Raw genomic sequence first — 12,530 nt, forward strand, 5'->3', positions numbered from 1 at the left:
AAGAACTTGTCGTTTTACCGGGATTTTTCGTCGATTGCCAAGCTGGGAAGATGAACGCTCACTTTCTGACCCAGGACATCTCCCCATGACATCTTCCCTCAACGGTAAAACGGTCGTCGTGATCGGCGGCAGCAGTGGCATTGGCGCGGCGGTGGCCAAGGCCGCCGCTGCACGCGGTGCTCAGGTGGTGTTGGCGGGGCGGCGCCTATCGTCGGGCCGCGACAACGGCCTACGCAGCGAGCCAGTGGATGTCACCGACCCCGATTCCCTGCAACGTCTGTTCGAAACCGTTGGGCGTTTTGACCATTTGGTGTACACCTCCGGCCCCTCGGTGCGCGCCAAGACCTTGATCGAAACCGATCTGGACGAGGCCCAGGACAACTTCAACGTGAAACTCTGGGGCGCGTTGCGGGCGATCCAGCAGGCGCTTCCTTTCCTAGATGAGCGCGGGAGTATCAGTCTGACCTCCGGGCAACTGGGCCGTAAGTTGGCGCCGGGCCAGTTCATCAAAGTTGGTATCAACGCGGCCACTGAAGCCCTGGGCAAGCAGTTGGCAAAGGAGTTGGCGCCGCGACGCGTCAACGTGGTGAGTCCCGGTGTGATTGATACCCCGGCGTATGCAGGGTTGGCCGAGGACCAGCGCCTGGCGATGTTTGCCAAGGCTGGTGGCGCGTTGCCGGTGGGGCGCGTGGGGCAGGCAGAGGAAGTGGCGGCGGGGTATGTGCTGGCCATGGAAAATGGCTACATGACCGGTGCTGTCATTGATATCGACGGCGGCGGACTGCTGTAAACGCGGACGAGATGTGGGAGGGGCTTGCCCCTCCCACATGGACGCCGTCAAGCCTTGAGGGTGCGCGTCATCCGCAACGCCAACACACTACCGGCCACAATCACCGCCGCCAGTAGGTACAACGCAATATCGGTGGACCCCGTCGCATCCTTTACAAAGCCCACGATGTACGGGCTGAGAAAGCCCGCCATCTGGCCCATGGAGTTGATCAACGCCAAACCACCCGCCGCCGCGCCCGCGCTGAGCATCGCAGTCGGCACTGGCCAGAACATCGGCAGACCGGTGAGGGCACCCATGGTGGCGATCGTCAGGCCCAGAATCGCAATCGCTGGGGTCGTGGCGAAATTCACCGCAATCACCAGACCAATCGCGCCCATCAACATAGGCACCACCAAGTGCCAGCGACGCTCTTTGCGCAAGTCTGCGGAGCGGCCCACCAGCAGCATAAAGACCGCCGCCAGCAAATACGGGATCGCACTGAGCCAGCCGATCACCAAGTTATCGCTGAACCCCAGGTTCTTGATGATCGACGGCAGCCAGAAGTTGATCGCGTACACACCACTCTGGATGCAAAAGTAGATCAGGCCGAATGCCCAGATCGCTGGGTTCTTGAACACTTCGGCGAGGGAATCGGTGGTGGTTTTCGGCTTGTTGGCCAGGTCCGTCGCCTGGTCGGCTTCCAGTACCGCACGCTCGTGGGGTTTGAGCCACTTGGCGTGGGCAAACGTGTCACTGAGCAGGAAGTAGGCGAGGGCGCCGAGGATTACGGTGGGGATGCCTTGCAGCAGAAACATCCACTGCCAACCCGCCAAACCGCCTTGGCCGGCGGCGAAGTGGTTGAGGATCCAGCCGGAGAACGGGCTGCCGAGCAAGCCGGACACCGGTATCGCCGACATGAACAGCGCCATGATCCGTCCACGGCGGAACGTTGGGAACCACTGCGACAGGTACAGCACCACGCCAGGGAAGAAGCCGGCTTCGGCGGCGCCCGTGAACAGGCGCAAGGTGTAGAAATGCGTCGGCGTGGTGACGAACAGCAGGCACGTGGACAAGGTGCCCCACACGATCATCATCAACGCGATCCAGCGCCGTGGACCGAACTTGGTCAGCGCCAGGTTGCTCGGTACGCCGCACAGCACGTAGCCAATGAAGAAAATCCCGGCCCCCAGGCCGTACACGGTTTCACTGAATTTCAGCGCATCAAGCATCTGCAACTTGGCAAAGCCAACGTTGACCCGGTCAAGGTAGTTGAACAGATAGCAGATGAAAATGAAGGGGATCAGGCGCAGGGTAATGCGCTTGTAGATGGCGTTTTTATCGTCATCGGTGGCCAGTGTGGCAGCGGCGCTCTGTGACATGGCGTTCTCTCTTTATTATGATTTTTCGCGATGCGAGGGTAACGTTGATCGCTCAACGAGTCTCGGCCACGGGGCGGGGTGCTGTCTTTGTGCTCGCGCACAGTGATGGAAACTTTGCGCTGTGCCGATGAACAACCATGCTTTTTTAGGAATTTAGACTCATGTTCGAGTTGGATCATGACTTGGCACAGGACATCGTCGATCGGACCATGGCGATTTTGCCCTACAACGTCAATGTCATGGACAGCCAGGGACTGATTCTCGGCAGTGGTGAGTCCGAGCGCATCAACACTCGCCATGAAGGTGCGCAACTGGTGCTGGCCAATGGTCGCGTGGTGGAAATCGACGGCCAGACCGCCAAACACCTCAAGGGCGTACAGCCGGGTATCAACCTGCCGCTGATGCACGATCAGCGTCTGATCGGCGTGCTGGGCATCACCGGCGAACCTGAACTGCTGCGCACCTACGCTGAACTGGTGCGTATGACCGCAGAAATGTTGGTCAGCCATCGCCATCAGCAAGCCGAGCAGCAATGGCGACGCCAGCGTTGCGACGATCTATTGGCGTTGCTCCTCGCCGAAACTGGTGATTCGCCGCGCCTGGTCGACGAAGCTCAGCAACTGGGACTCAAGCCGCAGCTGGCGCGCACGCCGTACCTTTTCGAACTGGGGCCGGGCCAGTCGGCGGAGGCATTAAGCGCATGGCTGACGTCGCGCTATCCGGACAGTTGGTGCGTCAGCTCGGCGCAGTTCTCGTTGTTATGGTGCCGGCCCGCGGCGGTGCAAGTGGATAATCCACGCCTGCTGGAAAAGCTCGAAGGCCAAGGTTGGAATGTGCTGCGCGTAGCCGTCGGCGGGCAAGCGGAAGGACTGGCCGGGCTGCGCCGTTGCTATCGGCGCGTGGGTGACTTACTGGCCTACGGTCGCGATGTACTGCCGCACTCACGGCTGCTGACCCTCAACCGTTATCGCCTGCCGGTGATGCTCTGGCGCCATCGCAACGACGACGCCCTCGATGAACTGCTCAACCCCCTGCGCAAAGTGCTCGCCAAGGACAACAACGGCCAATTGCTGGCCACGCTGCGCAGCTGGTGCGAGCACGATGGTCAAAGCCAGGCCTGCGCCGACGCGCTGGGCATCCACCGCAACAGTCTGCGCTACCGCATGGAGCGCATCGCTGAACTCAGTGGCGTCGACCCGCTGACTCTAGACGGCATGCTCGCCCTGTACCTGGGCGTCCAGCTGTTGCCCCAGGCTTTGTCGGAATGAACAACAAACCTCACCCGCACTTGTGCATCGGACCGGCGTCATTCCCGGTGCCAACTGGCAGCATGGGCGTCATAAAAACCGGAGAAAGCCCATGAAAATCATCATCGCCCCCGACTCGTTCAAGGACAGCCTGAGTGCCGAAGGCGTTGCCCAGGCCATTGCCCAAGGCTTGGCTGAGGTCTGGCCGGACGCGCAGTTGATCCAGTGCCCGATGGCGGACGGCGGTGAAGGAACGGTGGACTCGGTACTCGCAGCCTGCAACGGCGAGCTGCGCCGCCAGGCGGTTCGCGGACCGTTGGGCGCGACGGTTGACGCGCGCTGGGGCTGGTTGGCCGACAGCCACACGGCGATCATCGAAATGGCCGAGGCCAGCGGCTTGCAATTGGTCCCACCAGGACAGCGCGATGCGTGTATCAGCAGCACTTACGGTACCGGCGAGCTGATCCGCGCCGCCCTGGATGCCGGCGCACAGCGCATCATCCTGGCGATTGGGGGCAGTGCCACCAACGATGGAGGCGCGGGGGCGATGCAGGCGCTTGGCGTGCACTTGTTTGATGCCCACTCCCAAGTGCTGGCGCCGGGCGGTTTGGCCTTAGCTGGCCTGGCCCATATCAGCCTTGAGCGGCTTGATCCGCGCCTGTCTGAGGTGCGCTTTGAAATCGCGGCCGACGTCAACAATCCCCTGTGTGGCCCCCACGGTGCCTCAGCCATTTTTGGCCCGCAGAAAGGTGCCAGTCCCGCACACGTCCAACAACTGGACGCGGCCCTCAGCCACTTCGCCGATCACTGCGCCAAGGTCTTGCCCAAGGACGTGCGCGACGAACCCGGCAGCGGCGCCGCCGGCGGCCTGGGCTTCGCCGCCAAGGCCTTTCTCGGTGCACAGTTTCGAGCCGGCGTGGAAGTCGTCGCCGAATTGGTTGGCCTGGACGCCGTCGTACGCGACGCTGACCTGGTCATCACCGGCGAGGGCCGCTTCGACGCCCAGACCCTGCGCGGCAAAACCCCTTTTGGCGTCGCTCGTATCGCCCAGCAGCACGGCGTGCCCGTGATCGTCATCGCAGGCACCCTGGGCGACGGCTACGAGCAAATGTACGCCCACGGCGTCGACGCAGCCTTCGCCTTGCCGAACGGGCCGATGAGCCTGGAACAGGCGTGCAGTGAGGCCCCGCGCTTATTGCGCGAGCGGGCGGCGGACATTGCGCGGGTGTGGCGCGTGGCGGCCAAGCACTGACGCCACCTCTCGAACATGGGACAATCCGCGCCTTTTTTCGACACGGAGAGTCCCCATGCTGCGCCCCGCACTCCTGGCCTTGCTGTTGACCAGCACTGCCACCTTCGCTCAAACCAACACTGAAACCGTTCCCTTGCTCCGGGAAATCAAGAATTGGGTCACGGGTTGCGACAACCTGCGTAATTGCCATGCCCTCAGCGCACCCAGTGGCGTCGATGAGGAGGACTACAGCTCGCTGACTTTGCATATCTGGCATCAGGCCGGGCCTGAAGGTTACCTGCGTTTGCGCTTCGACCACCGCGGTGAGGCGCTCGACCTGTCGACCCTGCTGTTGGACGGTCAGCCGCTGGGGCTGGAGTTGACGCAGGGTCTGCACGTTGAACTGGACGATCAGGGCGGTGATCCCGAGGTGCAGTCCTATGGCGTGATCGAGGAGGCAGTGGCGCGGCGTTGGTTGCAGCGTTTGCGTAACGGCCAGCGCCTGCAATTGCCGGGGGATGAGCAGGCGCATGTGTCGCTGAGTGGGTTGAGCGCTTCGCTGCTGTTGATGGATGCGGTGCAGGGGCGGGTGGATAACGTCACTGCCTTGGCCCGCCCAGGTAAGGGCGCGGCCAGCGCCGTGCTTGCACGTTTGCCGACACCGGTGCTGCGCAAATTCCCAGGAGCACCGATGTTGACTGCGCAGGAGCAGGCCGGCCTGATAGCGGCCGCGTTGCACACCGTCACGCCCGAGGACAACGGCACCGGCAGCGCACCCGAGGCGAACGCTGGTGCCCTCACGGCGCAGCAGGCGATGACCGTGGTGCGTTATGACTGCGCGGCCTACAACTGTGAATACGATGTGGTCAGCCGCCAGCGCCAGGCGCCGTATGCCGAAACCCCGATGCAGCTTGAGCCCTTGCCATTAGGGATCGAGCCACTGCAAGGCTCTGTGGGATATGACGCAGCCAGTGGCACCTTGAGTTATTTCTACAAGCTCCGGGGAATTGGCGATTGTGGCGCGGGCGCCGTCTGGGTGTTTGACGGCAAGGGTTTCCAGCTCAGTGAATTGCTGTCCATGCCGCGCTGCACTGGGGTGGGTTACGGTGATTGGCCGGCGTTGTGGTCGACGGCGCCTGCGCCCTAGCCATCGGGCGGGCAGGGCCTCTACACTGGCTGGCCACGTGTCTTTCAAAGGATGAAACACCATGCACACACCTGAACCCCATATCGTGATCCAGCGCTTTACCGAGGCCCATCTTGAGGGCGTCGCAGCGCTCTATAACGAACCGGCGGTGTGTCGACAGGTGCTGCAAATGCCTTACCAATCGGTGGAGGCCTGGCGCAACAAGCTGGTGATGGACAACGAGCGTCGGCTGCAACTGGTGGCGGTGCACGGCGGTGAGGTGATCGGTCAACTCGGCCTGGAACAGTACCTGCGCGTGCGCCAGGCCCATGTGGGTTCGTTCGGCATGGGCGTTGCGCCGGCCTGGCAGGGCAAGGGGGTGGGGTCGCGTCTGTTGAGCGCTGCGCTGGACGTGGCTGACAACTGGATGAATCTTCACCGCGTGGAGTTAAAGGTGTACGCCGACAACGAAGCCGCGCAACACCTGTACCGTAAATTCGGTTTCGAGGTGGAAGGTCTGCTGCGCGATTACGCCCTGCGTGACGGTGTGTTTGTCGACACCGTCAGCATGGCCCGCCTGCGTCAGCGGGGTTAACCCAGAGCAAACGCCACCGCAGCCTGCGCATGCAGCTCGGTGGTGTCCAGCAGCGTCAGGTCGCTGTGTTCGGGCTTGATCAACAGGCCTATTTCCGTGCAACCAAGAATGATTGCCTGGGCGCCACGGGCGGCCAGGGATTTGATCACCCGTTGATAGATCTGGCGTGAAGTGTCGCTGATCACGCCCACACACAACTCTTCGTAGATGATGCGGTGCACGTCCTTACGTTCATCCGTGTCCGGCACCAACACCGTCAGGCCGTGATCGGCCAGGCGGGACGTGAGAAAGTCCTGCTCCATGGTGAATGCGGTGCCCAACAAACCGACCGTCAGCGTGCCGGCCTCCACTGCGGCCAAACCGGCTGCATCGGCGATGTGCAGGAACGGAATCGACACCGCCGCTTCGATACGCGGCGCCACTTTATGCATGGTGTTGGTACACAGCACCACACACTCGGCGCCGCCAGCCTGCAGGCGGCGTGCAGCATCTTCGAGGATCTGCGCGGTGTCATCCCAACGCCCCGCATGCTGGGCCTGTTCCACCGGGCCGAAATCCACGCTGTACATCAACAGTTGCGCCGAGCGTAGCGGGCCCAGCTGGTCGCGCACGCGCTGGTTGATGATGCGGTAATACTCGGCGCTGGACTCCCAGCTCATGCCGCCGATAAGGCCGATGGTGCGCATGTGATGTTCCTGACAATTGATGTGACTTCACCTTACCCACTGGCCAACCAATAGTCATACGCAGTTGCCAGCCAAATGACCGGTGCAGTTTTAAGGCGTACGGCGAACCGCCGCATCTGCCATGATCAGTCTTCGCAACCTGGCTCACCCAAGGAAATCCGCAATGGACGATGTACAACAACTGGGCGAGATGCTTCGTCATTACGCCGACAGCGAAGCCCACAAAAAACAGCAATTCGACGTACAGTCAGCCCGCTGGGCGCAAAAGCTCGGCGAGTTGTTCGGGCAGATTGAGCTGTGGCTGGAACCGGTCAAAACCGTCGGGCTGCTGGAAGTCAATCGTGAAGCCTATGTGGCCAGCGGCCCGAGCGTGCCGGTGGAGACGTCCACCTTCAAGACTGAGAAGCTCATTGTGCAGATCACCGGCAAAACCGTGGAGTTCGTGCCGGATGTGATGGGGGCGGGCGGTTCGATTTCCGTCGCGGTGATGGGCTTGACCGCAGCCCGCCATGGCAGCGTCTCGCTGGTGCTGGCGGCCGACAAGAACGACTGGCTGTGGAAGAAAACCAATGGCCTGAAAGACCCCGACACCTTCGGCTTCGACGCCAACTTCCTGGCTTCGCAATTACAAAGCCTGATCCCGCGCGATCGCGCTTGAGTCGTCAGCTTTGACGCCGATCCCAGGCCTGGCAAATGCCCGAGGCTAAATAAGGCGTATTCCCCAGGATTGGCTATACCTACAGCTCACTGTTTCGATGATGACCGCCAAGGAGTTCGATGATGAAACTAAGGCTAATGATCGGCGCGCTGTGTATCGCCACGCTGGGGATGACCGGTTGCGCCAGCAAGGTCACGCAACCGGATGAGTATTCGGGCTTTCTGTCCGACTACAGCCAACTCAAACAAGCCCAGTCGCCGTCGGGCGCCGTGGTGATGCGCTGGGTCGATCCCAAGCTGGACCTGAGCCGCTACAACGCGGCGTACATCGAACCGACTCAGTTCTACCCCAAACCCCACGCCACCGCGAAAATCCCCGAGAGCACCCTCAACGGTATCAACGCCTACTACAACCAAGCGCTCAAGCGTGAGCTGGCCAAGTCACTGCCCCTGGCCAGCGCGCCCGGCCCTGGCGTGATCGTGGTGCGCGCGGCAATCACCGCCGTCAGCAGCAAGACCGAGGGCCTGAAACCCTATGAATTCGTCCCGGTGGCCCTGGTGGCAGCGGCGGTGAGTACCGGTACCGGCATCCGTGACCAGGAAACCACTTTGGGGACCGAAGCGCAGTTCCTCGACGGGGCCACTGGCAAGGTGATCGCCCAGGTGGTGCGCAAAGGCACCGGCAAGCCGTTGGACAATGCTGCCCAGGTAATGAAGGCCGATGACGTCAAAAGCGTGATCGATGGCTGGGCGTCGGACCTGCATCAGTCCTATGTAAAGCTCAGAAACCACTAGAACGCATTCCTGGCCAGGCGGTTGTAATAGCTGAGCAGGGCGTCGTAGCGGCGGGTGACGCGGTAATAGTCGTCACTCAACTGCTGCGGCGCGGCGTGGCCCTGCCAGTCCTGGTGCAGGGTGGTCAACGCCTTGAAGTATTCATCGGCAGGCGCCTTGATGTTGTACCAGAGGTAAATCGCCTCATCGTCCAGCCTTCTGCTGGGCATGGCATTGAGAAAGACTCTGCTGTCCTCGGCGGCCTTGCGTACCCCCTCGGTCAAGTCAGCCACGCGCTGCGGGGTCAGGTTGGCGTCGCGCACGCCTTGCTCGATCTGGTTCACCGCCTGGCGCGCCGCGATCATGTAGTTGAGCAAGTGCCACTGCATGTCTCGGCCAAAGCGCGCTTCCAGCAACGCCAGTTGCGCGGGACGCACACTCAGGTCTTCATCCGCCAACTGTTGGCGCAGAGAAGTGGACGCTGCCAGGTATTTTTCGACGACCTGATCGTAGGCCAGCAGCAATTGCTTGCCAGCGGCCTCTGACGCTATTTCCTGCGTTGTCGGCGCCAGGCTGCGCGCCTGCACGCGAGTAACCCCATCGGCCAGTGCCGTGACGTTGTACAACGCTTGCGCGTAGGCACCGGCGGCGGCGAGCAAGTTGCTGTCGGGCGCCTGGCGTTCCAGTTTCACCGTGTACTGCTGCGAACATACCGACCGCTGGATAAGGTACGGCTCGGGCTCATTGCGGTCGCCATAGGTATCGAGGGTGGGCTTGTCGGGCTCCACTTCGGGAATGGGGTAATACGCGAGGCGCGTATCCCGGTCGACGCGGTTCACGCAATCAATGATCGGTGCCAGGGCACTGGCTCTGGCAGTGTAGGGACTGTCGCGCTGGTCCAGCCACAGTTGCACTTTTTGCAACGGTCTGGTGGCGCTGGCCACCCCGAGCAGGCCAAGGCCCAAGGCGATGCTTATGGGTAACAACCATTTTGGATTCATGGCTTGCCCTCCTGGCCGTACCACTGCACTTGGGTGGCGGGCGCCTGGCACTCAACCACGCTACGTGGCATGCGGCTGCACAGGCGTTCGGTCCACTGCTGCAGACCTTGGTTGCGGGTAACCAGGTGCTGGTTGTCGAGCATCTTCAGCCCGGCATAGAGCGCGACCGCGCCAACAAGACAAAGCGCGCCGCCCAGGACGGCCCAGCGTGGATGCCGGGCGGTCCACGGGGTGTGGTGATTCATGAATGGCCGCTTGATCAAACCCACCAGCGCCAGTGCGACCGCCAGGGTCAAACTGGCGAACGGGCTGAACACATAACCCAACGCTGCGGCCAGAATGAGACCCGGTACCAGGTCACGTATCGGCAGCAACGGCAAGTGGGTCGGGCTGAGCCAGCGGGGCAAGCGTTGGCTGAGCTGTTCATCCAGCACGCGGTAATGGTGGGCCAGCGGTCGCCAGGCCTGCCAGGCTATGCCCGCACACACCACGGCGCCGATCGACCACAGAATGCCCTGGCCCAGGGTCGGTATTACTTTGCCGGCCAAGGCTTCGGCCTTTACCAGCACACCCACCAGGCAACTGAGCACCAGCGCAACGATCCACGGCCAGGTGTCCATGGAAGCCTCCCAGCCCTGCCAGAAATACACGGTGCCACCGGGCATGCCTTCGGCAACGCTGACGTGGTCGGCATAAATATCGGCACTCAACGTCTTGCAGGCCTTCCAGTCGTCTTCGTCGAAGCGCTGGGCAAAAGCACGGCGCTGGCCAAGGCTCATGGGTGCCAGTAGCAAGCGCGCGGCACGCTGTTGCGGGCTGTCGGGCGGTTGTGCGGCCAATGCACGTTGGTGCGCCATAAAAGCAGGACCTTCTTGGCGCTTCAACATCTGCGCCCAGTCTCCAGCGGGGCACCCATGATCTGCGCCACCGTGCCAGTTTTGTCCGGCGCAAACCGCTTTGAATACAGTGCTCGACCAGTAATGATGGTTGGCAAGCAGTCTGGCCAACCATTCGTTGAACCACTCGGCATGGGGATGATTGTTCACCCAGGCATGCGCGTTGGGTGTAGCGGCGTAGGCCGCCAGGAACGCAGCGTCGTCTTGCTGGCCAAGGGCTTGGTGCAAGGGGGTCTGCAATTGGGTCCGTTGCTGGAACTCCAGGGCGCTGATTAACGCGCTGGGCAGTTCCAGGCGTTGCCAGGCAGTCAGCCAGTTGAAGGTTTCGAAGGCCCACCGGGTGTCTTCGGCATTCAGATCGCCTTCGATGCAGCGCTGTAACAGGTGGACTTCCAGCAACAGCGCGGTGCCATCGGCCATGGCCGCTTCGTAATGCTGAGCGAGGGTTTGGTCGGGCGTCTCGACCAGCACGTCATCAGCGACCTGCTCGTCCGGGTTCCACGCCAGTGCAGCCTCGTAGGCTTCGCGCAGGCGCTGAAAGCCTTGCGGGTCATCGTCCGGGCGGGTCTGTTTCAGCAAGGCGGCATATTGGCGCTTGATCGTACGGCTATCGGCATCCGGCGTCAGGCCGAGGACATTCCAGCAAGTCATGTGCGGTACAGCTCCCTAGACAATCGCAGGCGCCATGCCTGTTTTACGGCGTGATATTCCAACGGTATGGGGCAGGGCGCGCCCGGTCCAGCGCTGTTGCGACCGGGCGCGAGGTGTCACTTAAGCGGTGTCAGTGGCGGTAGCTTCCATTGACCGGAACCTACCTCAGGCTTGGGCAGGTAGATGCGCAGCACAGCGAAGAATGGGCCGGGTGGAGCCGGCAACCAGTTGCTCTGTTCGGCTTTCGGTGGCTCATGGTGCTGTAGCGCCAGGGTCACGCCGCCATCGGCGTCGCGCTTGAGATCAGGCAACATGTGCGAGTTGATCAGGTAGCGTTTCTTGTGGTTGGGCACCAGCAACTTGGTCTTTGCGTCGTACAGGGTCAGGGACCAGAACGCATCGGCTGGCGGCAGTTGGTCCTTGGCGAAATGCACGGTGTAACTGTGGCGCGCACCGTTGGCAGGCTTGCCTTCGCTGTCGACGACGTACTCGAGGTAAGCGGCCTCGTCACTGGAGTTGCCGAAGATCCCCAGGTCCGCACCGGCGTAGCGGTACAGGTAGTTGTTTTGCAGATGGTCGCGACTGCCGAACAAATCACCGCTGGACACTTGATGCGTGTCGATCCTGTCTTTTTTGAACGCTGCAAATTCAGCGCGGGCATCGCTGATGCCATCTTCCAGGGCTTTGCGCTGCTCGGCGGTCAACTGGTTGAGCGCGAAGGGTGCGCCGGGGGCGATGCCGATCCTGGCAAAACGCGCGAGCAGCTCTTTTTCACTGTCCTGAGGGGCGGCGAAGGAGAGCATGAGGTTCAGGTAGCGGAACAGCTGCGGGCCTTCGACCATGGTCGCCGTAGGCTTGGGCCATTCGACCTTCGGCGCCTTGGCCGGCGCGGCTTGTTTCACATAGCTGCTCAGGGACTGGACTTTGTAGCCGTTCTGGATCTGCTTGACCTTGTTCAGGTCTTTTTCATCGAACAGCTGCGTGCGGTACAGGGCGTAGGCGATGTTGCTTTCGCTGTACACCACGCGGTCAACGTCCACCGGCTGCTGACCTTTCCAGTCCGGGCCGGCGATCATGTAGTGGCCGCCGTTGTTGCCGGTGCTGCGGGTGCCCAGGTAGGCGAAGTTTTGCGTGTAGAGGTCGATCAACTGCACCGAGTAGTAACGGTTGTCTTCGATCTTCGGCAACGTCAGCACCAGCGGCTCGCTGCGCAGGTCCATCCATACAAACGAGTAGGCCGTGTCGGAACTCGGGGTCAGGGACGCCGTGTCTTTGGGCGTAAACACCTGGGCGGTGTTGCCTATCCGGTTGAACGGCGCCTTGAAGTTGGCACCGCCTTTATCAACGGCCTGGGTGTAAAGCGTCTTGTACATCTGCACGACCGGGTAGCCATACAGATACGCTTCCTTGGCGATAGCCCGCGCTTCGCTCGGGGTCGCGGTGAAATCGGCCAAGGCGCCGGTACTCATGAGTATCGAGAGGCTCGCCAACAGCAGGCGCGTCGGTTGTTTGATCATG

The 12,530-nt window shown here is 61.8% G+C and carries 12 protein-coding genes; 7 read left to right on the forward strand and 5 right to left on the reverse strand.

The window, feature by feature from the left end:
• Nucleotides 1–85 precede the first annotated feature (85 nt).
• Nucleotides 86–790 (forward strand): SDR family oxidoreductase, encoded by a 705-nt coding sequence (locus tag AB4N82_RS23850; protein ID WP_099602510.1) that lies wholly within the window; start codon nucleotides 86–88, stop codon nucleotides 788–790.
• Between the two features lie 47 nt (nucleotides 791–837).
• On the opposite strand, the gene AB4N82_RS23855 is transcribed toward AB4N82_RS23850, so the two are convergent.
• Nucleotides 838–2,148 (reverse strand): MFS transporter, encoded by a 1,311-nt coding sequence (locus AB4N82_RS23855; RefSeq protein ID WP_032885688.1) that lies wholly within the window; start codon nucleotides 2,146–2,148, stop codon nucleotides 838–840.
• 161 nt (nucleotides 2,149–2,309) lie between these two features.
• Between AB4N82_RS23855 and AB4N82_RS23860 the strand changes: the two genes are divergently transcribed.
• The 4 genes from AB4N82_RS23860 (at nucleotide 2,310) to AB4N82_RS23875 (ending at nucleotide 6,347) form a co-directional block, all read left to right on the forward strand.
• Nucleotides 2,310–3,416 carry a sugar diacid recognition domain-containing protein gene (locus AB4N82_RS23860; protein WP_032885687.1) on the forward strand — a complete coding sequence of 369 codons (1,107 nt, stop codon included), beginning with the start codon at nucleotides 2,310–2,312 and terminating at the stop codon, nucleotides 3,414–3,416.
• Between the two features lie 91 nt (nucleotides 3,417–3,507).
• Nucleotides 3,508–4,647: a glycerate kinase gene (locus tag AB4N82_RS23865; protein ID WP_099602508.1), complete on the forward strand. Its 1,140-nt coding sequence runs from the start codon at nucleotides 3,508–3,510 to the stop codon at nucleotides 4,645–4,647.
• Nucleotides 4,648–4,702: 55 nt separating this feature from the next.
• On the forward strand, nucleotides 4,703–5,773 hold the full coding sequence (locus AB4N82_RS23870) for a DUF1176 domain-containing protein (protein ID WP_122765172.1): 1,071 nt from the start codon (nucleotides 4,703–4,705) through the stop codon (nucleotides 5,771–5,773).
• 61 nt (nucleotides 5,774–5,834) lie between these two features.
• On the forward strand, nucleotides 5,835–6,347 hold the full coding sequence (locus AB4N82_RS23875) for a GNAT family N-acetyltransferase (RefSeq protein WP_122765171.1): 513 nt from the start codon (nucleotides 5,835–5,837) through the stop codon (nucleotides 6,345–6,347).
• Here AB4N82_RS23875 and AB4N82_RS23880 read toward each other — a convergent pair.
• The gene (locus tag AB4N82_RS23880) at nucleotides 6,344–7,033 is read right to left on the reverse strand and encodes an aspartate/glutamate racemase family protein (RefSeq protein WP_122765170.1); all 690 of its coding nucleotides are present in this window, start codon (nucleotides 7,031–7,033) and stop codon (nucleotides 6,344–6,346) included. The genes AB4N82_RS23875 and AB4N82_RS23880 overlap by 4 nt on opposite strands.
• Nucleotides 7,034–7,196: 163 nt before the next feature.
• On the opposite strand from AB4N82_RS23880, the gene AB4N82_RS23885 reads away from it, so the two are divergent.
• Both AB4N82_RS23885 and AB4N82_RS23890 read left to right on the forward strand, forming a co-directional pair.
• Nucleotides 7,197–7,691 carry a hypothetical protein gene (locus tag AB4N82_RS23885; protein ID WP_032885682.1) on the forward strand — a complete coding sequence of 165 codons (495 nt, stop codon included), beginning with the start codon at nucleotides 7,197–7,199 and terminating at the stop codon, nucleotides 7,689–7,691.
• Nucleotides 7,692–7,813: 122 nt separating this feature from the next.
• Nucleotides 7,814–8,485 carry a DUF3313 domain-containing protein gene (locus AB4N82_RS23890; protein WP_032885681.1) on the forward strand — a complete coding sequence of 224 codons (672 nt, stop codon included), beginning with the start codon at nucleotides 7,814–7,816 and terminating at the stop codon, nucleotides 8,483–8,485.
• On the opposite strand, the gene AB4N82_RS23895 is transcribed toward AB4N82_RS23890, so the two are convergent.
• From AB4N82_RS23895 to AB4N82_RS23905, 3 genes are all read right to left on the reverse strand, one after another.
• Nucleotides 8,482–9,465, reverse strand: coding sequence for a DUF3829 domain-containing protein (locus AB4N82_RS23895; RefSeq protein ID WP_460103283.1), 984 nt, complete (start codon nucleotides 9,463–9,465; stop codon nucleotides 8,482–8,484). The genes AB4N82_RS23890 and AB4N82_RS23895 overlap by 4 nt on opposite strands.
• On the reverse strand, nucleotides 9,462–11,012 hold the full coding sequence (locus AB4N82_RS23900; RefSeq protein ID WP_122765168.1) for a J domain-containing protein: 1,551 nt from the start codon (nucleotides 11,010–11,012) through the stop codon (nucleotides 9,462–9,464). Before AB4N82_RS23900 ends, AB4N82_RS23895 begins: the two co-directional genes overlap by 4 nt.
• 116 nt (nucleotides 11,013–11,128) lie before the next feature.
• On the reverse strand, nucleotides 11,129–12,529 hold the full coding sequence (locus AB4N82_RS23905) for a DUF1254 domain-containing protein (RefSeq protein ID WP_460103287.1): 1,401 nt from the start codon (nucleotides 12,527–12,529) through the stop codon (nucleotides 11,129–11,131).
• Between the last annotated feature and the right edge of the window lies 1 nt (nucleotide 12,530).

The organism is Pseudomonas sp. H1_D04, from assembly GCF_054683855.1.